This is a genomic window from Variovorax sp. MPBD4-3, assembly GCF_058809745.1.
The window spans coordinates 87009-110436 of record NZ_JBXASW010000002.1; the positions used below are offsets into that span (position 1 = coordinate 87009).

The 23428-nt window shown below is 69.3% G+C and carries 20 protein-coding genes; 5 read left to right on the top strand and 15 right to left on the bottom strand.

What is annotated here, in order from left to right:
- Positions 1-10: 10 nt before the first annotated feature.
- The 5 genes from aroE to AC1RVW_RS01510 are packed head-to-tail and all read right to left on the bottom strand — an operon-like array spanning position 11 to position 3874.
- The gene (gene aroE, locus AC1RVW_RS01490; protein ID WP_081270981.1) at positions 11-832 is read right to left on the bottom strand and encodes a shikimate dehydrogenase; all 822 of its coding nucleotides are present in this window, start codon (positions 830-832) and stop codon (positions 11-13) included.
- A 10-nt stretch (positions 833-842) separates the two neighbouring features.
- Positions 843-2072, bottom strand: coding sequence for a CaiB/BaiF CoA transferase family protein (locus AC1RVW_RS01495; RefSeq protein WP_493197609.1), 1230 nt, complete (start codon positions 2070-2072; stop codon positions 843-845).
- Positions 2069-2521, bottom strand: coding sequence for a MaoC family dehydratase (locus AC1RVW_RS01500; RefSeq protein ID WP_493197726.1), 453 nt, complete (start codon positions 2519-2521; stop codon positions 2069-2071). Before AC1RVW_RS01500 ends, AC1RVW_RS01495 begins: the two co-directional genes overlap by 4 nt.
- A gap of 43 nt (positions 2522-2564) precedes the next feature.
- Complete coding sequence (locus AC1RVW_RS01505) at positions 2565-2948, bottom strand: VOC family protein (protein WP_493197611.1); 384 nt, start codon at positions 2946-2948, stop codon at positions 2565-2567.
- Entirely contained in the window at positions 2945-3874 is a 930-nt protein-coding gene (locus AC1RVW_RS01510; protein ID WP_493197613.1) for a ketopantoate reductase family protein, read from the bottom strand. The genes AC1RVW_RS01505 and AC1RVW_RS01510 overlap by 4 nt, the downstream gene beginning before the upstream one ends.
- A 102-nt stretch (positions 3875-3976) precedes the next feature.
- Here AC1RVW_RS01510 and AC1RVW_RS01515 point away from each other — a divergent pair, with 102 nt between their 5' ends.
- Positions 3977-4921 (top strand): LysR family transcriptional regulator, encoded by a 945-nt coding sequence (locus tag AC1RVW_RS01515; RefSeq protein WP_285412539.1) that lies wholly within the window; start codon positions 3977-3979, stop codon positions 4919-4921.
- 46 nt (positions 4922-4967) lie between these two features.
- On the opposite strand, the gene AC1RVW_RS01520 is transcribed toward AC1RVW_RS01515, so the two are convergent.
- Positions 4968-5768, bottom strand: a complete 801-nt coding sequence (locus tag AC1RVW_RS01520) for an IclR family transcriptional regulator (protein ID WP_106937881.1) — start codon at positions 5766-5768, stop codon at positions 4968-4970.
- A gap of 193 nt (positions 5769-5961) precedes the next feature.
- Here AC1RVW_RS01520 and AC1RVW_RS01525 point away from each other — a divergent pair, with 193 nt between their 5' ends.
- The 4 genes from AC1RVW_RS01525 to AC1RVW_RS01540 are packed head-to-tail and all read left to right on the top strand — an operon-like array spanning position 5962 to position 11241.
- Positions 5962-6918 (top strand): tripartite tricarboxylate transporter substrate binding protein, encoded by a 957-nt coding sequence (locus AC1RVW_RS01525; RefSeq protein WP_442805207.1) that lies wholly within the window; start codon positions 5962-5964, stop codon positions 6916-6918.
- Positions 6919-6951: 33 nt separating this feature from the next.
- Positions 6952-7743, top strand: coding sequence for an enoyl-CoA hydratase/isomerase family protein (locus AC1RVW_RS01530; RefSeq protein WP_493197616.1), 792 nt, complete (start codon positions 6952-6954; stop codon positions 7741-7743).
- Between the two features lie 4 nt (positions 7744-7747).
- A complete protein-coding gene (locus tag AC1RVW_RS01535) occupies positions 7748-9847 on the top strand; it encodes an acetate--CoA ligase family protein (RefSeq protein WP_493197618.1) in 2100 nt (699 codons plus the stop codon).
- A 56-nt stretch (positions 9848-9903) separates the two neighbouring features.
- Entirely contained in the window at positions 9904-11241 is a 1338-nt protein-coding gene (locus AC1RVW_RS01540) for an MmgE/PrpD family protein (RefSeq protein WP_493197620.1), read from the top strand.
- A gap of 42 nt (positions 11242-11283) precedes the next feature.
- Here AC1RVW_RS01540 and AC1RVW_RS01545 read toward each other — a convergent pair whose 3' ends face one another.
- The 9 genes from AC1RVW_RS01545 to AC1RVW_RS01585 form a co-directional block, all read right to left on the bottom strand.
- Positions 11284-12609, bottom strand: a complete 1326-nt coding sequence (locus tag AC1RVW_RS01545) for an NAD(P)/FAD-dependent oxidoreductase (protein WP_493197622.1) — start codon at positions 12607-12609, stop codon at positions 11284-11286.
- Between the two features lie 76 nt (positions 12610-12685).
- Positions 12686-14128 carry an aldehyde dehydrogenase family protein gene (locus AC1RVW_RS01550; RefSeq protein ID WP_493197624.1) on the bottom strand — a complete coding sequence of 481 codons (1443 nt, stop codon included), beginning with the start codon at positions 14126-14128 and terminating at the stop codon, positions 12686-12688.
- Complete coding sequence (locus tag AC1RVW_RS01555; protein ID WP_493197626.1) at positions 14125-15630, bottom strand: NAD-dependent succinate-semialdehyde dehydrogenase; 1506 nt, start codon at positions 15628-15630, stop codon at positions 14125-14127. The genes AC1RVW_RS01550 and AC1RVW_RS01555 overlap by 4 nt, the downstream gene beginning before the upstream one ends.
- Before the next feature lie 22 nt (positions 15631-15652).
- Complete coding sequence (locus AC1RVW_RS01560; protein ID WP_493197728.1) at positions 15653-16741, bottom strand: tartrate dehydrogenase; 1089 nt, start codon at positions 16739-16741, stop codon at positions 15653-15655.
- Positions 16742-16752: 11 nt separating this feature from the next.
- On the bottom strand, positions 16753-18390 hold the full coding sequence (locus tag AC1RVW_RS01565; protein ID WP_493197628.1) for an ABC transporter ATP-binding protein: 1638 nt from the start codon (positions 18388-18390) through the stop codon (positions 16753-16755).
- Complete coding sequence (locus AC1RVW_RS01570; RefSeq protein ID WP_493197630.1) at positions 18390-19295, bottom strand: ABC transporter permease; 906 nt, start codon at positions 19293-19295, stop codon at positions 18390-18392. The genes AC1RVW_RS01565 and AC1RVW_RS01570 overlap by 1 nt, the downstream gene beginning before the upstream one ends.
- 10 nt (positions 19296-19305) lie before the next feature.
- Entirely contained in the window at positions 19306-20262 is a 957-nt protein-coding gene (locus AC1RVW_RS01575; protein WP_081270968.1) for an ABC transporter permease, read from the bottom strand.
- 161 nt (positions 20263-20423) lie between these two features.
- Positions 20424-22046 (bottom strand): ABC transporter substrate-binding protein, encoded by a 1623-nt coding sequence (locus tag AC1RVW_RS01580; RefSeq protein WP_493197632.1) that lies wholly within the window; start codon positions 22044-22046, stop codon positions 20424-20426.
- A gap of 73 nt (positions 22047-22119) precedes the next feature.
- Complete coding sequence (locus tag AC1RVW_RS01585) at positions 22120-23412, bottom strand: NAD(P)/FAD-dependent oxidoreductase (protein WP_493197634.1); 1293 nt, start codon at positions 23410-23412, stop codon at positions 22120-22122.
- Between the last annotated feature and the right edge of the window lie 16 nt (positions 23413-23428).

Here is a 23428-nt window from a genome sequence, read left to right on the forward strand (position 1 = left end):
GGTCTTCGGGTCAGACCAGGGGAATGGTCATGCGGTCGATGAGGCTGCGCGTGTCGGGCCGCACGCCGCGCCACCACAGGAAGGCTTCCGCCGCCTGTTCCACCAGCATGCCGACGCCGTCGGCCAGCTTCGGCACGCCGGCGTTCTGCGCCAGGCGCAGGAAGGGCGTCAGGCCCTTCCCGTAGGCGAGCTCGTAGGCGAGCTTCGCGCCCTGCAGCGCCTGTGCGGGCAGGGGCGGCAGTTCGGCCCGGAGGCTGGCGGAGGTGCCGTTGATGACGATGTCGAATCGCTCGCCCGCCAGATCGCCGTAGCCGCAGCCTTGCACGCGGCCATGCCCGGCAAACTGTTTCGCGAGATCGACGGCCTTGGCCTGCGTGCGGTTCGCCAGCACCACCACGCCCGGTTGTTGCGCCAGAAACGGCTGCAGTGCGCCACGCACCGCGCCGCCCGCGCCGAGCACCAGCATGCGCGCGCCCTCGAGCGGAAAGCCCAGGTTGCACTGGATGTCGTTGGTCAGGCCCACGCCGTCGAAGTTGTCGGCAAGGATGCGTTCGCCTTCGAACTTCAGCGCGTTGGTGGCGCCGGCGAGCTCGGCGCGTTCGAGCCGCTCGGTGGCCAGTGCGAAGGCCTGCAGCTTGAAGGGGGCCGTGACGTTCATTCCGCGCCCGCCTGCCTTGCGGAATGCGTGCACGTCGTCGGCGAAGCGCTCCAGCGAGCCTTCGATCGCGCTGTAGTCGATGTCCTGGCCGGTCGCCTGCGCGAAGCTGCCATGGATCATCGGCGACTTGGTGTGTCCTATCGGGTTGCCGATCACGGCGTACTTGTCGGTCATGGCTGTTTCCTTACTTGCTGTAGAGCACGCCGTCGGCCTGCATGTCGGCGATCTGCGCGGCATCGAAGCCGAGGCTCGCCGCGATCTCCGCGTTGTGCTCGCCCAGCTCGGGGGCCACCTGCGTGATCGAGGTGTCGCAACCCGACATGTGGAAGGGCAGGTTTGGCAGGCGGATCTTTCCGAGCACCGGATGCTCCTGCTCGACCACCATGCCGCGCGCATGGATCTGCGGATCGGCCAGCACTTCGTCGATGCGCTGGACCTTGGCGGCCGGCACGTCGATGCCGTCCAGCAGCTTCAGCACCTGCGCGACCGGCCGCGCCGCCACCCACGGCTTCACCACGTCAAGAATTTCCGTGCGATGGGCATTGCGCCCGGCCGACGCGTGCAGCCGCGTGTCGCTGCCGAAACCCGCGGGGCCGCCGTTCTGCTCGACCAGCGCGGCAAAGCGCTTCCAGGCGTCGTCCACCTGCGCGGCGATCACGAGATCGCCGTCCTGCGCGCGGAACACGCCGTAGAGCGTGGAATTGGGCATGTCGTGCCCGGTCTGCACCGGCACCTCCTGGCCATTGGAGAGCGTGTAGCACTGCACCGCGTACTCGTGCATCGACACCAGCGTGTCGTACAGCGCCATGTCGATGTGCTGCCCGCGTCCGGACTTCACGCGCCCCAGCAGCGCGGCGTTGATTGCGGCGACCGCGTGGATGCCGGTGTACATGTCGCCCAGCGAGATGCGCAGCAGCGGCGGCGCTTCGCCCGGATTGCCGACCATCTGCATGATGCCGCTCTTGGCCTCCGCGATGAGGCCGAAGCCCGCGCGGTGCGCGTCGGGGCCGGTGTGGCCGTAGGCCGAGATCGAGCAGTACACCAGGCCGGGGTTGGTCTCGGCGAGTTCGGCATAGCCCAGGCCCAGCTTGTCGAGCGCGCCGGGGCGGTAGTTCTCGACGAACACGTCGGCGCTGTCGACCAGCTTCTTCATCAGCGCCCGGCCGCGTGGGTCCTTCGTGTTCACGCTGAGGCCCTTCTTGCCCATGTTCTGCTGCAGGAAATAGCCGCTGTGGTCGCCGACGAACCACGCATGCTGGCGCCCCGCGTCGCCCGTGCCGGGACGCTCGACCTTGATGACTTCCGCACCGAGCGCGGCAAGGCAGCGCCCGACATAGGGACCGGCCAGGAAGTGGCTGTAGTCGATGACGCGCAGGCCGGCCAGCGGCAGCGCCTGTTTCGGTGACGCGCTCATGCCGGCTTCCTCGGCACCATCACGCGGTGCTCGCCCTTTTGCACGACCTCGTCGCGCTGGTTGATGAGTTCGGACGGCAGCACGAGGATGCCCCAGCCCGGCTTGCTCGCCGATTCGCGCTTGCTGCCGACGTGGAATTTCACGCGCACCGTGTCGCCGAGCTTGATGGGGGCCACGAAGCGCCATTCCCAGCAGAGCGACATGCCCGGCATGAAGCGCATGTCGCTCTTCGTCTTGAGCCCGTCGGCCACCGACAGGCCGAACAGCCCGTGCGCCACGCGGGTGCCGAAGGGCGTGGTGCGCGCATAGGCTTCGTCGGTGTGAACGGGGGTGTGGTCGCCGGTGAGGTCGGCATACGCCATCACGCGCGCCTCCGTCACTTCATAGGGCGGGCTGATGCATTCCTGGCCGACGACGGCGTCGTCCCAGTATTTGTCTTCGATGGTCAAGGCGCTCATGGTGTGTGTCTCTCTCTGTATGGGTGGCGGGTCGTCAGGCGCGGGGATCGATGGCGAGCACGCGCGCGACGGCGCCGGCGCTGGCCTGGATGAACTCGACGGCCAGGCCGTCCGGCAGGCGCAGCCAGTTGCGGCCCTGCGGCATTTCGGTCACGCCGAAGGCCTGCGCGGCGGCGAGTGCGGCTTCGAGGTCTTCGCACATCACCCCGAGATGGCCGAGGCGGCCTTCAGGCCCTGTGTAGTCCGGCTTGGCCATGAACTGCAGGCCGCCGAGGGTCCAGTACTGCACCGGCTCTTCGAGCGTGCCCTGTACTTCGCGCATCGTCATGCCGCAGACGTCGTGGAAGAACCTGATGTGCCAGTGGATGTCCTTCACCCAGATGGCGACGTGCTCCACATAGGCGCGCGGCGTGCTCATTTCGCCTCCAGCCGGCGTTCGATGCCCTTGATGGCCGCAACCAGCGTCTGGTTGACCGGCGTCGGCACGTCATGCTGCAGCCCGCCGCGCACCACCGCGCCGTTGATGAAGTCGATCTCGGTGATGGAGCCTTTCTCCAGGCTCTGCAGCATCGAGGTCTTGAACTCGTAGGGCAGGCCTTCGGCGGCCATGACCCATGCGTCGCGCGGCGACTGGATCGACAGCTTCACGCCGCTGGCCCGCGCGACGGCCATGGCCTCGGCCACGGCGGCGACGGCCGTGGCCTCGATCTCGGGCACCGCGTAGAGGCTGCCGTACACCTGGCCCGTGATGCCGCTGAGCGCGCCGGTCGAGACGTTGATGAGCAGCTTGTCCCACATCACGCCCAGGATGTTGTCGCTGACCTCGCAGGGGAGTGCGGCGCGCTCGAATTCGGCGGCGATGGCCCTGGCGCGTTCGCTCACGCTGCCGTCGAGTTCGCCGATCACCGTGCGCTTGCCGCGCGTGCCGGCAATGACGCTGCCCGGGCCGAGCAGAACGCCACCGACGTAGGTCTTGCCGGCCAGCACGTGCGCGCGGCCGGCGACGTCGGCCAGGATCTCCTCGTGGCCCATGCCGTTCTGCAGCGACATCAGCGCGGTGCCGGGGCCGACGACCGACAGCGCGCCTTCGATGGCCGAGCGCGTGTGGAAGGACTTGACCAGCACGATCACCAGGTCGGCCGGCGGCAGGCCCTCGACGCTGTTGGCCGCGCGCACCGTGACCCGGCGTTCCGAGTCGCCTTCCTTCATGAGGAGACCGTCGCGGTTGATGGCGTCGACGTGCGCCTGGAAAGGATCGATGAGCGTGACGTCCGACCCGCCGGCGGCGAGCGTGCCGCCGATGGCGCAGCCGAGCGCGCCAGCGCCCAGGAAATAGATCTTCATGCCTGTCTCCACTAGGAATATCTCGAAGGAATGCGCTGAAGATAGGTTGCGAGCAACATCTCGTCCATGACATGGGACGAATGGTCTACATTCCGTTTTGAAATGAACGCCGACGACGACAACCTCGATGCGGGCACGGGCCTGCTCAGCCTCAAGCTGCTGCGCCTGTTCGACTTGATCTACACCACGCAGAGCGTGACGCGCGCGGCCGACCAGCTCGGCCAGAGCCAGCCGACGGTGAGCAACTGGCTGGGCCGGCTGCGCCGGCACCTGGGCGACGAGCTGTTCGTGCGCACCGCGGCGGGCATGCAGCCCACGCCGCGTGCGGACGAGCTGATCGTTCCGGCGCGCGAGGCACTGGCGGCGCTGCGCCGCGTGGCCGCGCCGCAGGAAGTGTTCGATCCGTCGAGTGCGACGCGGCGCTTTCGCATCTGCATGACCGATGCCAGCCACATCACGCTGCTGCCGCAACTGCTGGCCCATGTGCGCGCCGTGGGCCCGGGCATTCGCCTGGAGGCCGCGCGCATCGACGAGCAGACCGGGCAGGCGCTGCAGTCCGGCCAGGCCGACCTTGCGATCGGACTGGTGCCATGGCTCGAATCAGGCTTCTACCAACAGGTGCTCTATCCGCAGGATTGGGTGTGCCTGGTGAATGCACGGCATCCGCGCGTCGGCGCCAAGGGCATGGGCCTGCGCGACTACAAGGCCGAGGCGCACATCGGCATCGTCGGCGGTACGGGCGTGCAGTTGCTGGAGGCGGCGCTGCTTCGGCACCGCGTGGCGCGCCGCATCCTGCTGGAGCTGCCGGGCTTCCTGGGCCTGGCCGCCATCGTCTCGACCACCGACCTCGTGGCCACCGTGCCCCGCCAGATCGGCGAGACGCTGGCCCGCACCAACGGGCTCGCGGTGTTCGATTGCCCGGTGCCCGTGCCGCCCTTCACCGTCAAGCAGCACTGGCATGCGCGCTACAACCAGGACCCCGCGAACCGCTGGCTGCGCGGCCTGTGCGAGGGGCTCTTTGCCAGGAAATCGAAAGCGCGCGGCTAGCCTGATGCTCTGCGGCGATGGGTGGCCCCGTGCCAGGGCGTGCGAATCAAACGAACCTCGGCTCCTGCAGCACCAGGTCATGGCGAACGGCCTGGGCCAGTGCGAGAAGCGACGGTCCCAGCTCGCGCGCGATCTCGGCGATCGACTCGCGTGTCGAGAGGCTCACATTCAATGCGTAGACCGCGCCTTCGACTTCCAGCGGCGTGGCCAGGGCAACCACTTCAGGCTGCCAGGCCGCGGCGCAAAAACCTCTTTCCTGCACATCGGCGCATGCCTGCCTGATCTCGGCCTGGATGCCCTTCCAGTGCAGGCGGCGTCGTGAAAGAAGCTGCATCAGCTGGGCCCGCGGACGCGGCGCGAGCGCGGCCAGGTACGCACGGCCGAGCGAAGTGAGTTCCATCGGCACGCGCTGGCCGGAGACCACGTGGCGCAGCGCCGCGCGCCTGGCGTACCGGATGGACTCCAGGTAGACCATCTCTTCCCGGTCGGGCGCGGCCAGCCCCACGTTGATGTGGCGCTTCCTGGCCAGCTCCAGCATGCGCGGAGCCGCTGCCTGCAAGACCCGCGACGCGGTTCGCATCGCATGGGAAAGGCTCAGGACCCCGGGCGCCAGCCGGTAGGCGCGTTCGGCCTTGTCGAGCTGCAGCATGCCGGTGCCGACGAGCGTCTGCGCGAGCCTGCTCACCGTGGCTTTGGAGAGGCCCGTGCGCTCGGCCAGTTCGCCATTGCCCAGCAGCTCCGAGCCGGGACGAAAGGCGCGAAGGATCTCGATCCCCCGCTCCAGCGAGCGGTTCGCGGGCGATCGCCCGGGCTTGTGGTCGAGGAAGAAGCGGGCTTGATCGGTCATGGCGTGGGCTGCGGGGTCTTGCGGAGAGCGAATCATCATAGGGAAATTCCAATCAATGGAATTGGCCTCCCCGGATTCGATCACTTGCTCCTAAAGTCCGCGCAACCCATCCGCGGCGTAGCCAAGAACGTTCGCGAGCACAAAGGGATTCAACACTTGGTTCTGGAGACATCAGATCATGGCTGCTCATTGCATGCGCCGACTGCGCGCGCTTTTCTTCCTCTTCATGGGTCTCGCGGCCTTCGGCGCGGCATTCGCGTATCCAGACAAACCGATCCGGTTCGTCGTGCCCTTCGCTCCGGGCGGGGGCACCGACCTGATCGCCCGCACGCTGGGCGCGGAGATGTCCAAGGATCTCGGACAACCCGTCATCGTCGACAACAAGCCGGGCGCGGGAACGCTGATCGGCACGGACAACGTGGCCAAGAGCGCGCCGGACGGCTACAGCGTCGTGGTCGCCTCGTTCGCCCATGCCGTCAACCCTGCACTGCAGCCCAAGCTTCCCTACGGCAGCAACAAGGCTTTCGCGCCTGTCCTGCTCATCGGTCGCGGACCCAACGTGCTGGTGGTGCGCCCCGACAGCCCCTACAAGTCCGTGGCCGACCTGCTCGCCGCCGCGAAGGCCAACCCCGGCAAGCTGACCTATGCGTCGCAAGGCGCGGGCACTTCCGCCCACCTGGCCGGCGAGATGCTCGCCAACCTCGCGAAGGTCAAGCTCACGCACATCCCCTACCGGGGCGCAGGGCCCGCGCTGACCGATCTGCTGGGCGGCCAGGTCGACATGATGTTCGCCACCGCGGCGGCGGTGTCCAACTTCGTCGACGGCGGCAAGCTGCGCGCGCTGGGCGTGACCACGGCCGAGCCCTCGCCGGCATTCAAGGGCGTGCCGGCCATCGCCGCCAGCGTGCCGGGCTATCTGGTGGAGAGCTGGTACGGCCTGTACGTGCCGGCCGGCACGCCGCCCGCAGTCATCGAGCGCCTCAACGCCGCCGGCCGCAAGGCCGCCCGTGCACCCGACTTCGTGCGGAAGATCGAACACGAAGGGCTGGCCATCAACGCCGGGCCGCCGGCGGAGCTCGACAGCTACGTCCGGGCCGAAGAAGAACGCTGGGCGCGCGTCATCAAGGAAAACGGCATCAAGGCCGATTGAACGGCGGCCATCGACCGCCCAGGAAAAAAGCACATGACATACACCCTCATCGAGTTTCAGGTGACGGACGCCATCGCGACCGTGACATTCAACCGCCCCGACAAGCGCAACGCCATGAGCGACGACATGCGCACGGAATTCATCGACGTGCTGGAGCACGTGGCGGCGGACAAGGCCATCAGGGCCATGGTGCTGACCGGTGCGGGCAAGGGCTTCTGCGCCGGCGGGGACATCAGCGGAATGCAGAAGCGCATGAACGCACCGGCAGGCGAGGTCGGCTTCAACGGCTGGCATCGCCAGCAGCGTGTGCACCACGTGCAGGCCTTGCTGCACACCATGCCCAAGCCGGTGATCGCGGCGGTCAACGGCGCCGCCTCCGGCCTGGGGGCGGACACCGCGATGGCCTGCGACTTCATCATCGCCAGCGAGTGGGCCAGCTTCGCCTGGAGCTATGTGCTGCGCGGCATCATTCCCGATGGCGGCGGCATGTACTTCCTGCCGCGCCGCGTGGGCCTGCCGAAGGCCAAGGAGCTGATCTTCACCGGCCGCCAGGTCAAGGTGGAAGAAGCCCTTGCGCTGGGCATCGTCGACCGCAAGACCAGCGCCGAGACCTTGCTGGCCGACGCCCAGGCGTGGGCCGCAGAGCTTTCAGCGGCGTCTTCCACTGCACTCGCGCTGACCAAGACCATCCTGAACCAGAGTTTCGAGCTGACCTCGCACGACGTGTTCGCGCAGGGCAGCCAGGCGCAGGGCATCTGCTACACCAGCAGCGAGCACCGCGCGTCGGTCGAAGCGTTCCTGGCCAAGACGGCCGCGAAGGATTGACCCCATGAACGACGCCATTGCCAAGCTGCTGTCGCCACGCAGCGTCGCCGTCATCGGCGCCTCGGCAGACCCGAAGAAAACCACCGGCCGCCCCGTGGCCTATCTGCAGAAGCACGGCTTCTCCGGGCGCATCCTGCCGGTGAACCCGAAGGTCGAGCGCATCGGCGAGCTGCCGTGCTACCCCGACATCGCGTCGCTGCCCGAAGTGCCCGACGTCGCCGTCGTGCTGCTGGGGGCCGAGCGTGCGCACCTGGCCGTGAAGGAGCTGTCGCAGCGCGGCTGCGCCGCCGCCATCGTGCTGGCCAGCGGCTATACCGAAACCGGCGAGGAGGGCGCGCGGCGCCAGCAGCAGCTGGTCGAGGCAGCAGGGACGATGCGCATCCTGGGTCCCAACACCATCGGGCTCGTCAACCTCACGGACAACATCGTCCTGTCGCCGTCCGGTGCGCTGGAGATGGATGAGTTCCAGGCCGGCGGCATCGGCGTGGTCTCGCAGAGCGGGGGCATCCTGGGCTCGCTGCTGTCGCGCGCCGCGGCGCGCGGCATCGGCCTGTCGAAGCTGATCTCCACGAGCAACGAGGTCGACCTGGAACTGGCCGACTTCATCGACCACCTGGCCGACGACCCCGCCACCAAGGTGATTGCGCTGTACGTCGAAACCGTGCGCGACCCCGCGAAGTTCCGCGCGGCCTGCCTGAAGGCCGCACGCCTGGGCAAGCCGGTCGTTGCCTTCAAGATCGGCCGCTCGGAGGCGGGCGCGAAGGCCGCCGTGTCGCACACCGGTGCCATGGCGGGTGCCGACAGCATGTATGACGCGCTGTTCAGGCAGGTCGGCGTGATCCGGGCGCAGAGTTTCTCGGATCTGCTGGACATTCCCGTGGCGCTGTCCACGGGCCGCAAGCTGCGCGGCGGGCGCGTCGCCATCCTCACCTCCACGGGCGGCGCCGGCACGCTGGTGTCGGACGACCTGGGCGTGGCGGGCTTCGATACGCCCGCGCCCGACGAGGCCACCGCCAATGCACTGCGCGCGCTGCAGAGCGGCAGCGAGGCCGTGCTCGACCGCAACCCCATCGACGTGACGCTCGCGGGCCTGCGCCCCGACCTGCTGCGCGGCGCCATCAACGCGCTGCTGGCGAGCCCGAGCTACGACGCGCTGGTGATCATCGTCGGCTCCTCCAGCCTGGCCATGCCCGAACTGCTGGCCGGCGCCATCCAGGAATGCCTGCCGAACTCCGACAAGCCGGTGATGGCCTACGTGAGCCCGCATGCGCCCGAAGTGGGCGCACTGCTCACGCGGCGCGGCGTGCCGGCCTTCACCGCCGCCGAGAGCTGCACCGCCGCGCTGGCCGGCATGCTGCGCGTGCAGCGCTTCATGGCGCCTGCACAAGACGACGCGGCGCTGCCGCCGGTCGAGGCCTGCGACTTTCCCTCCGGCTCGCTCGACGAGGCAAAGGCCAAGCAGCTGTTCGCGCGCTTCGGCGTGCCCTGCGCCTCGGAACGCGTGGTCGCTTCGCCGGCCGAGGCCGAAGCCGCCGCGCGCGAGCTGGGTGGGCGCGTCGTGCTCAAGATCCTGTCGTCCGAGATCACGCACAAGAGCGACGTGGGCGGCGTTGCGGTCGGCTTGGACGGCGACACCATCGGCGAGCGCATCGGCCGCATGGCGACCGAAGTGAAGAGCCGCACCGGAATGGATGTGCAGCGCTTCCTGGTGCAGGAGATGGTCGCGGGCGGCACGGAGCTGATCCTGGGAATGCACCGCGATGCGCTGGGCACGGCCATCCTGCTGGGCATGGGCGGCGTGACGGCGGAGCTCTTCAAGGACACCACCATGCGGCTGCTCGCGCAGGACGCACAGGGCCTGAAGCCGCTCGGCCGGGCCGAGGCGCTGTCGATGGCGCAGGACCTCAAGACCTGGCCGCTGCTGGACGGGTTCCGTGGGCGGCCCAAGGCCGACGTCGAGGCGCTGGTCGACGCGATCGTCGCTTTCTCGAGGATGGCGGCGCAGCTTGGCGAGCGCCTGGTCGAGGCCGAGATCAATCCCGTCTTCGTGCTGCCGCAGGGGCAGGGCGTGCGCGCCGCCGACGGCGTGGTCGTGCTGGCCTGAGCGACAGGTCTGGTTCTTCTTCTTTCTCTCCTGTTCTCGAACCGATCGGACATCCCGTGTACGCCACCGAAGTATTCGCCCGCTACGCCACCGAATTCCGCCAGGCCCGGCTGGACGACGAGGTGCTGCACCATGCCAAACGCGCCGTGATCGACTGGCATGCCGCGCTGTTTCCCGGCCTGGACGTTGCGCCCATGCCGCAGCTTCGCGCGCTGCTTGCCGACGACCTCGACCGTGGCCGTGCGCGCCTGCCCGATGGCCGTCTGGCGCCGGCGCGTGCGGCGGCCTTGCTCAACGGCACGGCGGCCCACGCGGCCGAGGTGGACGACAGCTTTCGCGATGCCATGTACCACCCCGGCGCGGCCACCGTGGCGGCCGCGCTGGCCATCGCACAGGACCGGGGCGCCAGCGGCCTGGATTTCCTGCGCGGCGTGGTGCTCGGCTATGAGGTCTCGACGCGCATCGGCGTGGCGATGGGGCGGGCGCACTATCGCCATTGGCACAACACGGGCACGGTAGGCACCTTCGGCGCGGCCTCCGCCGCCGCCGGCCTGCTGGGGTTGCACGGCGCGCCTTTCGCCCATGCGCTGGCCACGGCCGCCACCTTCGCGGCGGGGCTGCAGCAGGCCTTCCGAATGGATTCGATGTCCAAGCCGCTGCATGCAGGGCGTGCCGCCGAAGGCGGCGTGCTCGCGGCGCAACTGGCCGCGCAGGGTGTGACGGGCGCGCTGGACGTGCTCGAGGGCGAAGCGGGCTTCGGCCGTGCCATGAGCGACGCGCCGGACTGGTCGGCGGTGGGCGACACGCTGGGGCGCGACTTCCACATCGCCCGGCTGACCTTCAAGAACCACATCGGCTGCGGCCATACCTTCGCTGCCATCGACGGTGCACTGGAACTGGCGCGCCGGCACGGCCTGCGGGCCGCGGACGTCCGCGGCGTGCACGTGGCCACCTATGGTCCCGCGCTGGACATCGCCTGCCATGAAGATCCGCGCACCGAGAACGAGGCGCGCTTCAGCCTGCGCTTCGTGGTGGCCACGGCGCTGGTGCACGGCAGCGTGCGGCTCGCGGCGTACACGCCCGAGCGGCTGGCGGATGCCGACACGCGCGCGATGATGGCGCGCATCACGGCCGTGGTCGATCCGCAGATCGACGCCGCCTTCCCGGGCCGACGCTCGGCCCGGGTGGAGATCGAGACGATCGACGGCCAGCGCCACGCCTGGCTGCAACCCGACCGCAAGGGCGACCCCGAGCTGCCGCTGTCGGACGCGGAACTGGAAGACAAGCTGCTGGAGCTGGCGGCGCCGGTGATCGGCACCGGGCGCGCGCGCACGCTGCTGCGCAACATCTGGTCGCTGGATCGGGCGGGCGACCTGCAGGGGCTGGCCGGCTGACGTCGCGCGGGCCGCCGCGGCGCTCGGGCGTCATGGCCGTCCCTAGAAGTCCGCGACCTTGCCCCACGCCGACGACAGGAATCGGTCCGGGTGATAGGGCCGTGGATCGACGAGGGGCGCGGCGCCGCTGACGATGTCGGCGATCAGATGGCCCGCCCCGGGCCCGATGCCGAAGCCATGGCCGCTGAAGCCGGCCGCCAGCACCAGTCCGCGCAGGCTCGACATCTCGCCGATTCCCGGGACACCGTCGGGCGTGCTGTCCACATAGCCCGCCCAGGCGGCCGTGACAGGACTGCCCTCCAGTGCCGGCACGAGTTCCACCGCGCGCCTGTACGTCAGCTCGACCGCCGCCGCGTCCGCCTTCGGATCCAGAATGCGCATCCGCTCCATCGGGGTCGGCTTGTCGAGCCGCCAGCGGGACCAGCCTTCATGGCCCGAGCGCACGCCCTCCAGGCCGCCGGGGGCGAGGTTGCGCCACCTTCGCTGGAACATGGGCAGGAACTGCGGTGCGAAACGCAGAAGCTGCGGTGTCGGGTCCACCCGTCCCCGGCCGCTGACGGCCAGCGTGTAGCCCCCGTCGACGCGCCGTGTCATGGAAACGCCGCTCGTGTGGAGTGCGGCCGGTATGTCTTTTTCGCCTGTGGCCACCGACAGCGCCGTCTGCCGGATCGCAGCCTGGGGAAACCGGATGCCGTACTGGCGGCAGAACGAGGATGCCCAGGCACCTCCGGCGAGTACCGCGACCTGTGTGCGGATCGATCCGTGCTCCGTGACCACTGCCGAGACCCGCCCGCCCTCTGTCTCCACGCCCCGCGCCGCGCAGCCCTGGTGCAACGTTGCGCCGAGTTTCAGGAGCGCCCGGGCCACCGCCGGGGCCGCGCGCGAAGGGTCCGCGGTGCCGTCGGTGGGAGCAAAGACGCCGCCCTTCCAAGGCTTGCCGGTGGCACGGCCGCGCTGCGCCGCTTCTTGCGCACTCAGCATCTGGGTCTTCACGTCGACCGTGCGCGCGAACTCGCCCCAGCGGGCCCAGCCAGCCAGCTCCTGCTCGCTGTTGCTCAGATAGAGCAGGCCGCATCGCTGAAAGCCGGTGACCTCACCGGTCTGCGCCGTGAATTGCTCCCACAGGTCCAGGCTCTTCGTGGCCATCGGCAACTCGCGGGCGTCCCGGTTCTGCTGGCGGCACCAGCCCCAGTTGCGGCTCGACTGTTCGGCGCCGACGCGGCCCTTTTCCACCAGCGCGACCTTCATGCCGCGCCTGGCCATGTAGTAGGCGGCGAAAACGCCGATGATGCCGCCGCCGATCACGACGACATCGGCGTGCGTCGGCAGGTCCGGGCTGGAGGCTACGGAAGATAGTGGTGCGGGCATTCTCGGAATATTCGTGAGCGGTCAGTGAAAGACTGCAGGCATGCTTGCCGTTCGTCGCCGGATGCTGAAGACGGGATCAATAGCCGACGACAGCCTTGGCCTCGAGGTATTCCTCGAATCCGTGGACGCCGTATTCGCGGCCGTTGCCGGACCTTTTGTAGCCGCCGAAAGGCGCGTGGCCGTTCCAGGCCGGATAGTTGATATGCACCTGGCCCGCGCGCAGCCGGGCCGCCACGCGGCGCGCGCGGTCGCGGTCGCCGGACTGCACGCTTGCACCGAGCCCGTAGACCGTGTCGTTGGCAATGGCGATGGCCTGCGCCTCGTCGCGGTAGGGCATGACCACCAGCACCGGGCCGAAGATTTCCTCGCTCGCCACGCGCATGGCGGGCGTGACATCGGAGAACACCGTCGGGCGCGCGAAATAGCCCTGGCCCAGCCCATCGGGCCTGCCCGGACCGCCGCACACCAGCCTGGCGCCGTCCTCGATGCCGCTGGCGATCATTGCCTGGACCCTGGCGTATTGCGCGGCATTGGCAATCGGCCCCATCGAGGTCTTTTCGTTGCGCGGATCGCCGAGCGTGATGCCGGACACCGCCGCAAGTGCCAGGGCTTCCACTTCGGCGAGCCTCGATTCGGGCACCAGCATGCGTGTGGGCGCGCTGCACGACTGGCCTGCGTTGCGCATGCCCGCCAGTACGCCCTTCGCGACGCCCTGTTCGAAATCGGCGTCGTCGAAAAAGAGGTTCGGCGATTTGCCGCCCAGTTCCTGCACCACGCGCTTGACCGTCACCGCGGCCGCCTGCGCCACGAGGACGCCGGCGCGCGTCGAGCCGGTGATGGAGATCATGTCGACGTCGGGGTGCGCCGCCAATGCCGCGCCGACCACTTCCCCCGTGCCGCCGACCAGGTTGAAGACCCCGGCCGGCGCGCCGGCGTCGTGCATCACCTGCGCAAAGAGCTGGGCGCTGTAGGGCGACAGCTCGCTGGGCTTCAGGACCACCGTGCACCCCGCGGCAATCGCGGGCGCGACCTTGGCGGTGATCTGGTACAGCGGCCAGTTCCAGGGCGTGATCAGCGCGCACACCCCGATCGGCTCCTTCGAGATGGCGAAGCCGTCCTCGATGGAAAGAAACTTGTAGTGCCGCAGCACTTCCATCTGGGTGCGCACATGCGCGATCGCGAACGGCACATGGGCGCTTCGGGCGAAGCCGATGGGCGCGCCCATCTCCGTCACGATGGCTTGTGCGAACAGCTCCGCGCGCTCCTCCAGCAGTGCCAACACGCGGCCCAGCAGTGCGAGCCGTTCGTCGTTCGTGGTTCGCGAGAAGGTTTCGAAAGCGTGCCGGGCTGCAGCGACGGCAAGGTCCACATCCGCCGACGAGCCGGCCGCGACATGCCCGACGATCTTTTCGGAAAAGGGATTGACGACCGCGATCCTCGCGGCGTGGCTGCGTTCTTCCCAGCGTCCGTCGACATAGAACCGGGCGTCGTCCCCGCTGCGGTCGTCGGATGCCGTCATCGAGTTTCACTCCACGGGTAGGTCGACAGCTGCCCCTGGCATACGTACTTGATGTGCATGTAGTCCTCCAGGCCATGCACCGAGCCCTCGCGGCCGTAGCCCGATTCCTTCACGCCGCCGAAGGGCGCCGCCTCGGCGGCCAGGGCCCCTTCGTTGATGCCGACGATGCCCGACTCCAGCGCATCGGCCACTCGCCAGATGCGCCGCACGTCGGTCGAATAGAAGTACGCCGCGAGGCCGAAGGGCGTGTCGTTGGCGGCGGCGATCACGTCGTCCTCGCTCTCGAAGCGCGTGACCGGCACCACGGGCCCGAAGGTTTCCTCGCAGCTGCACTCCATCGTCGCGTCGGCATTCACCAGCACCGTGGGCGCGTAGTAGTTGGGGCCGTCGCGTCGCGCATCGCGCAGCCGCTTGCCGCCGACGACGATGCGCGCGCCCCGCGAGACGGCATCGTGCACGTGGCGCTCGATCTTCTCGACGGCGCGCGCGTTGATCATCGGACCGATCTGCGAGGACTCGTCGCTGGCAGGCCCGACGCGCAGCGCGCCGACCCGTGCCGCGAGCTTGTCCACGAACGCATCGTGCACGGCAGCCTGCACGAACACGCGGTTCGGGCACACGCAGGTCTGGCCGCCATTGCGGAACTTCGCGGCCATCAGGCCTTCCACCGCGGCGTCGAGGTCGGCGTCTTCGAACACGATGAAGGGGGCGTTGCCGCCGAGCTCGAGGGACAGTTTCTTCAGCGTGTCGGCCGACCGGCGGGCGAGGTGCTTGCCCACGGGCGTCGAGCCGGTGAACGTGATCTTGCGCACGCGCGAGTCGTCGAGCCAGGCATCGACGACTTCCGGCGTGCGTTCGCGCGAGGCGGTCACGATGTTGAGCACGCCCGGCGGCACGCCCGCTTCCTGTGCCAGCTTCACGAGCGCGAGCGAGGTCAGGGGCGTGTCTTCGGCCGGCTTGCACACCACGGTGCACCCGGCGGCGAGTGCCGGCGCGATCTTGCGCGCGATCATGGCCGCCGGAAAGTTCCACGGCGTGATCGCGGCGACCACGCCCACGGGCTCCCTCAGCGCGAGCATGCGGCGGCCCGTCACCGGCGCCGGGATCACCTCGCCGTTGGCGCGCGTCGCTTCTTCGGCGAACCATTCGATGTAGCTGGCCGCATAGGCCACCTCGCCGCGGCCCTCGGCCAGCGGCTTGCCCTGTTCGCGCGAGATCAGCCGTCCCAGGTCTTCCTGGCGGGCCATCACGAGGTCGTTCCAGCGCTTGAGGATCTGCGCGCGCTGCTTCGCGGGCACCGCGCGCCATGCGGGGAAGGCCGCATGCGCGGCATCGACCGCCGCGCGTGCATCGGCGGGCGTGCCGTCGGGCACGCTTGCGAAGACGCCGTCGGTCGCGGGGTCGGTGACGTCGAGGCGGCGCGCGTCGCTGGCTTCGCGCCACTCGGCGCCGATGAGATGCCGCCCAGGCATCAGGTCTGCAGGTTGGAGTTCGGTGGTCATGGTCTCAAAGTCTTTCCTGGTTTCAGGCCGCCGCGACGCGCGCGGCGATCGCAAGGCCCACTTCGGTTGTGCTCGCGGAACCGCCGAGATCGCGTGTGCGCGGGCCGTCGCGCAGCACCGCCTCGATGGCTTCCAGGATCGCGTCGTGCGCGGCCCGCCCCGCGCCTTGGCCCTGGGTGAGGAAGTCCAGCATCAGCGCGCCGGACCAGATCATCGCGATCGGGTTGGCGATGTTCTGGCCGTAGATGTCGGGCGCGGAGCCGTGCACCGGCTCGAACAGCGACGGGAACCTGCGCTCCGGATTCAGGTTGGCCGAAGGCGCAAGGCCGATGGTGCCGGTGGTCGCGGGCCCGAGGTCGGAGAGGATGTCGCCGAACAGGTTGCTCGCCACCACCACGTCGAAGCGCGTGGGCTGCAGCACGAAGCGCGCCGACAGGATGTCGATGTGCTGCTTGTCGATCGTCAGCTCGGGGTAGTCGAGGCCGACCGCGTCGGCGCGCTTGTCCCACCACGGCATGCTGATGGCGATGCCGTTGCTCTTGGTGGCCACCGTCAGGTGCTTGCGCCGGCGCGCGCGCGCCGTCTCGCAGGCAAAGCGCAGCACGCGGTCGGTGCCGTGCCGGGAGAACACCGATTCCTGGATCACGATCTCGCGCTCGGTGCCTTCGTACATGACGCCGCCGAGCGAGGTGTACTCGCCCTCGGTGTTCTCGCGCACCACGAGGTAGTCGATGTCGCCGGGCTTTCGGCCGGCCAGGGGGCAGGGCACGCCCTCGAACAGGCGCACCGGCCGCAGGTTGATGTACTGGTCGAATTCGCGGCGGAACTTCAGCAGCGACCCCCAGAGCGACACATGGTCGGGCACCGCGGCGGGCCAGCCGACGGCGCCGAAGTACAGCGCGTCCACCCCCTTGAGTTGCTCCTTCCAGTCGTCCGGCATCATCTGGCCGTGCGCCGCGTAGTGGTCGGCGCTCGCCCAGTCGATGGTGCGGCAGTCGAGTTCGAAGCCGAAGCGCTCCGCGGCGGCCTGCACCACGCGCAGGCCCTCGGGCATCACTTCCTTGCCGATGCCGTCGCCGGCGATCACCGCGATGCGGAAGGTGGGCGTCATTTCGGTCCTGCTCATGATGCGATGGCATGGGGGCGGTCCATGCGGTCCATGTCGTCGAGCCAGCCCTGGCGCAACTCCGGCACCGAGCGCGCCAGCACCTCGTAGTAAGGGTGGTGCGGGCCGCGGTCGTAGTCGGCGCGCGCCACCTGCGCGAGCTTGCAGCCGTGCTGCATCACGACGATCTCGTCGCACACGGCGCGCACCGTGTGCAGGTCGTGGCTGATGAAGAGATAGGACACGCCGAGCTCGCGCCTGAGCTCCGCGATCAGGTCGAGCACCGCGGCGCCGACCACCGTGTCGAGCGCGGAGGTCACTTCGTCGCAGAGGATCAGGTCGGGCTCGGCCGCCAGTGCGCGCGCGAGGTTCACGCGCTGCTTCTGCCCGCCCGAGAGGCCGCCGGGCAGGCGCCCGGCGACGGTCTGCGGCAGCTTCACCAGGTCGAGCAGTTCACGGATGCGCCGGCGCAGCGGCTCCCCGCGCAGGCCCTTGTAGAACTCCAGCGGCCGCGCCAGGATGCGCTCGATGGTCTGCGACGGGTTCAGCGCCGTGTCGGCCATCTGGAACACGATCTGGATGCGGCGCAGCTCGTCGCGTTCGCGCTGCTGCAGCGTCGGCTTCAGTTCGCGGCCGTGGAAGAGCACGCTGCCGCTGCTGGGTTTCAGCAGGCCCGCCACCGCGCGTGCCAGCGTGGTCTTGCCCGAGCCCGATTCGCCGATCACGCCGATTGCCTGGCCGCGGTAGAGCTTCAGGTCGATGTCCTGCAGGATCGGCTTGGCCGGGCGGCCCTGCGCGTCGGCCGGGCCGTAGCCGGCCGAGAGCTGGCGCACCTCGAGCAGCAGTTCGCGGCCGTCGTCCGTGGCACCGGCCGCAGCGCGCGTCTGCGGGCGTGCCGCGGCCAGCAGGCTGCGCGTGTAGTCGTCGGCCGGCGCGGCGAGGATCTGCCCCGTCGCGTTCATCTCGCGCATGCGGCCATTGCGCAGCACCAGGATGTGGTCGGCCATCTGCGCCACCACCGCCAGGTCGTGGCTCACGTAGACGGCGGTGGCGCGGCGCTCGCGTACCACGCGGCGGAAGGCGCGCAGCACCTCGATCTGCGTGGTCACGTCCAGCGCCGTGGTCGGCTCGTCGAGGATCACGAGATCGGGGTCGCCGATCAGCGCCATCGCAGCCATCAGCCGCTGCAGCTGGCCGCCCGAGACCTGGTGCGGATAGCGCGCGCCGATGCCTTCCGGGTCGGGCAACGCCAGCTCGCGGAACAGCGCCACGGCCTTGGCCTGCGCCTCGGCCCGCTTGCACAGGCCGTGGATCACGGTGGGCTCGATCACCTGGTCCATGATCGTGCGCGAGGGGTTGAACGATGCGGCCGCGCTCTGCGCAATGTAGGAGACGGTGCGCCCGCGCAGCGCGCGCTGGGCGCGGGCATCTAGCGACAGCACTTCCGTGTCGCCGATGCGCACCCGGCCGGCCGAGATGCTGCAGCCCTGGCGTGCATGGCCCATCAGCGCCAGCGCGGTGGTGGTCTTGCCCGAACCCGACTCGCCGATCAGCGCCAGCACCTCGCCGGGCTGTACCGAGAAGCTCAGGTCGTCGACCAGTGTGCTCGTGCCCGCGCGGATGCTCAGGCCCTCGACGGTGAGTGGTGCTCCCATCAGCGTTTCCCCATTTCGCGCGCGGCACGGCCGGGCAGGTTGTCGATCACCAGGTTGACCGAGATGGTCAGGCTCGCGATGGCCAGCGCCGGCACGATGACCGAGGCGCCGCCCATGGCCAGCGCGCCGATGTTCTCGCGCACCAGCGAGCCCCAGTCGGCCGCCGGCGGCTGGATGCCCAGGCCGAGGAAGCTCAGGCTCGCCAGCAGCAGCACGATGTAGACGAAGCGCAGGCCCAGGTCGGCCAGCATCGGGCCGACGATGTTGGGCAGGATCTCGCGCAGCATGATGTAGAGCGTGCCCTCGCCGCGTGCGCGCGCCACCGTCACGTAGTCGAGCGCGTTGATGTTGACGGCCAGCGAGCGCGCGATGCGGAAGGCGCCCGGCACGTAGATGATGGCCGCGGTGGCGACCAGCATCGGCACCGAGGAGCCGAAGCCCGCCACCATGATGAGCGCGAACATCTTGCTCGGGATCGCGGTCAGCGTGTCCAGGCCGCGGCTGAGCGCGGCATCGAGCCAGCGGCCGCTGGCGGCGGCCAGCAGCGCCAGCGTGGTGCCGATGCCGCTGGCCACGACCGTGGCGAGCAGCGCCACGCCGACCGTGTAGCGCGCGCCCTGGACCACGAGCGCCAGCATGTCGCGGCCGAGGTAGTCGGTGCCGAGCCAATGCGCCGCGCTGATCGGCATGAACACGTTCGAGGTGCCCGTCGCCGCCGTGCCGAACGAAAGCAGCCAGGGGCCGAAGGCCGCCGCGAGCACCCAGAACAGCAGCACCGCGAGGCCGAGCAGGCCGGAGGCGCCAAAGGCGCCGAGCCAGCGCCTCGCGCCGCCCCGGCGTTCTTGCGCCACCGGCGCCAGGGAGGCCGCGGCGTTCACGGCCTCGGGAGTTGTGGACGTTTCCATGACGCTTCCTTCAGCGGTGCCGCAGCCGCGGGTTGGCGACGATGCCGCAGATGTCGGCGGCGGTCACCAGGATCAGGTAGGCGCTGCAGAAGATCATGGCGCAGGTCTGCACCAGCGGCATGTCGCGCTGCGAGACGCCGTCCACCATCAGCTTGGCGATGCCCGGGTAGTTGAAGATGGTCTCGACGATGATCACGCCGCCCAGCAGGTACGACAGGCTCAGCGCCACCGCGTTGGCGATCGGCCCCACGGCGTTCGGCAGCGCGTGCGCCAGCACCGTGCGCATCGGCGAGGCGCCCTTGAGCCGCACCATCTCGATGTAGGGCGCCTCGAGCTGGTCGATCACGGCGGCGCGCGTCATGCGCATCATCTGCGCGACGATCACGCAGCACAGCACGAGCACCGGCATCGCGAAGGCCTGCAGCATCTGGCCGAGCGAATCGATGTCGCTGACGAAGGACAGCGCCGGCAGCCAGCGCAGCTTCACCGCGAACACCAGCACCGCCAGCGTGGCGACCAGGAACTCCGGCACCGACACCACCGCCACCGCCGAGGTGGAGGCCGCGCGGTCGAACCACGAGCCGCGCCATACCGCCGAGGCGATGCCCAGCGCGAGCGCGATGGGCACCGAGAACAGCGCGGTGACGGCGGCCAGCAGCAGCGAGTTGGGCAGGCGGCTGGCCACCAGTTGCGACACCGGCATCTGCGTGGTCGCCGAGCGGCCCAGGTCGCCCTTTGCCATGCCGAGCAGCCATTGCGCATAGCGCCTGGGCGCGGGAACGTCCAGGCCCATCTGCACGCGCAGTGCGGCGAGGGCTTCCGGCGTCGCGTCCTGCCCGAGTTGCTCCTCTGCCGCGTCGCCCGGCAGCACCGCCGTGATCGAGAACACGATCACCGACACCGCCAGAAGCGACAGCAGCGCCAGCGCAACGCGTTGCACCAAGAGCTTGAGGATCAGTCGATTCATCTCAGCAATCCCATTTCACCGGAGGCAGTAGCGCACCGACGCGGCCGGCGGAGCCAGGCCCCTTCGGGAAACACCGCGGAACCGGCTTAGCCGGGCCGCAGGTGTTGCCCCCGGAAGGGGGTTGGCGAAGCGACACGAAGTGCGCGAAGCCTGGGGGAGAGTCATGATTCAAGCCAGACGTTCTCGGCGAAGTTGTAGCCCATGAGGCCGCCCAGCGGAATCGGCGACAGCCCCTTGAGCTTGGCGCTGTGCCCGTCGATGCTCGCGAGGAACAGCGGAATGCCGATGCCCGCGTCCTGGTGGATCATGGTCTGCATGTCGGCATACATCTGCTTGCGCTTGGCCAGATCGGTCTCGGCGCGCGCGGCCAGCAGCAGCTGGTCGAATTTGTCGCTCTTCCAGCGCGACTCGTTCCAGGCAGCGCCCGACTGGAAGAACTGCGTGAGCAGCACGTCCGCACTCGGGCGCGGGTTGACGTTGCCGAAGCCCACCTGGCTGTTGAGCCAGTGGTTCGACCAGTAGCCGTCCGCCGGCATGCGCTTGATGTCGATCTCCAGACCGGCGCGCTGGGCGGTCTGCTGCAGAAGCAATGACATTTCCACCGAGTACAGCGCGGCGGGCGAGGCCACCATCGACACTTTGCCGGTGACACCCGATTTCTGCAGGTGGAACCTGGCCTTGTCGAGGTCGAAGGGGCGCTGCGGCAGGCCGGCGAAGTGGAAGCGGTTGGTCGGGTCGATCGGCTGGTCGTTGCCGACCACCGCGTAGTCGAGCGCGATGGTCTTCTTCATCTGTTCGCGGTCGAACAGGTGCTTCATGCCGAGCACGAAATCGGGGTTGGCGCCGGGGCCCACGTCCTTGCGCATCACCAGGTCGGAATACTGGCCCGACTGGGTCACGAAGATGCCGAAGCCGGGCGTGCCCTTGACGCGCTCCACCGAGCGCGGATTGACCGAGGCCACCAGGTCCATGCCGCCCGACAGCAGCGCATTGACGCGTGCGCTCTCGTCGCCGATGCCGACGAACTCGATCTCGTCGAGGTACGGCTTGCCGGGCTTCCAGTAGGCCTCGTTGCGCACCACCAGCGAGCGGATGCCGGGCTTGAACTCCTTGAGCTTGTAGGGGCCGGTGCCGATGCCGGCGTTGAAGTCGGTGGTGCCGTCCTTGACGATCTGGAAGTGGAAGGTGCCCAGGATCACCGGCAGGTCGGCGTTGGGCGCGCTCAGCACGATCGTCACTTCATTCGCGCCCGTGGCCTTCACGCTCTCGATCTGGTCGGCCAGCACCTTGGCCTTGGAGGCGACGGCGGGCTCCTTGTGGCGCATCACCGAGAAGACCACGTCGGCGGGCGCGAGCGCCTTGCCGTCGTGGAAGGCGACACCCTTGCGCAGCGTGAACACCCAGGTCTTCGCGTCCTTCGTGGTGAAAGATTCGGCCAGCGCGGGCTGCGGCGCGAGGCTGCCGTCCAGCGAAGTCAGGCCGTTGTAGAGCATGTTGCAGCGCGAGTAGTCGGTCTGGTTCGACTGCTTGGCGGGGTCGAGCGTGTCGGTCGCGGCGGCCGTGGCGCCCGCCACCCGGATGCGGCCGCCGCGCCGCGGCGTCTGCGCGTGCGCCGACACCGCCATGCCCGCGAGGCTGCCGGCCAGCGTGGCCTGCATGCCGCCGGCCATCAGCATCGCCAGGATGTCGCGCCGGGAGGCACCGCGCTTGAGCGATGCCATGACACGAAGGCTTTCATCGGGGCCGACGAGGTTTTCGAAGCTCTTGTTGCTGCTGTCGCTCATGGTGGGTGCTCCTGGGAGGCCTTGGGTGGAAGAAAAAGCGGAAACGAAAGAAAGAAGGGGGCGAAGGCAAGCCTCAGGCCAGCCTGTCCTTGAGCCGGTAGTAGAGGCCCACCGCCGGAAGGAACCACGGCGGGCCGAAGTGGCCGGGAATGGCGGGCCAGTCGCGGCCCTGCCACGGGTTGGCGCCCGCATCGCCGTTCATCACGGCGGCCATGCGATCGCCCATGTGCACCGACATCTGCGTGCCGTGGCCGCTGTAGCCCATGGCGTAGTAGAGGCCGTCGCGTTCGCCGGCGTGCGGCAGGCGGTCCTGCGTCATGTCGACCAGTCCGCCCCAGCAATAGTCGAGCCGCACCTCGCCGAGCTGCGGAAAGGTCTGGGCCAGCCCTGCGCGCAGGATCTCTCCGCTGGCGGCGTCCGACTGAGGGCTGGAGACCGCAAAGCGTGCGCGCCCGCCGAACACCAGCCGGTGGTCCGCCGTGAGCCGGAAGTAGTGGTGGATGTTGGCGATGGTCGTGTAGGTGCGCTGTCCCGCGAGCAGCGCATGCGCGCGCTCCGCGCCCAGCGGCTCGGTGACGACGATGAAGCTGCCGATCGGCACGATGCGCCGGCGCAGCCAGCCGAAGCTGCCATAGCCGCCATGGCGCGTCGCGCCCGTGGCCAGCAGCACCTGCTCGGCGGCGACCGTGCCGCGCGCTGTGTGCAGCCGGTGAGCGTGGCCCTGGCCCACCCGTTCGATGCGGCGCACCTCGGTGCCGGTGTAGATCTGCGCGCCGCAGCGCTGCGCTGCGGTGGCCAGCCCGTGCGCGAAGCGGCCCATGTGCATCTGGCCGCTGCGCTTGTAGAGCAGGCCGCCGTGGAAGCGATCGCTCTGCACTTCGGCGCGCACGCGTGCCGCGTCCAGGATCTCGACATCGCTGTCCACGCCATCGTCGAGCAGGCGCCGCGCGCTGTGCGCGAGCGCGCTCATCTGGTTCGCCCGTGTGGCGAGCTTGAGCTTGCCGTGGCGCATGAAGTCGCAGTCGATGGCTTCCTCGCGCACCAGCCGCGCCACGGTGTCGACCGCGGCGTCGTACGCGTGATACCAGCCGCGTGCGCGTTCGACGCCCACCTTGGCGGCCACATCGGCGTAGTCGACCGCCAGCCCGTTGTTGACGTGCCCGCCGTTGCGCCCCGACGCTTCGGCCGCCACCCGCGTGCCGGCCTCGAGCACCGCGACGCGCGCGCCCCGCCTGGCCAGCGCCAGCGCCGCCGACAGGCCGGTGAAGCCGCCGCCGACGATGGCGACGTCGACCTGCGCCGGGAGTTCTCGCGCCTCGGGCACGAAGGCAGGTGCCGAATCGGTCCAGTAAGAGTCGAGCTTCATGGCTGGGGGCTGGTGC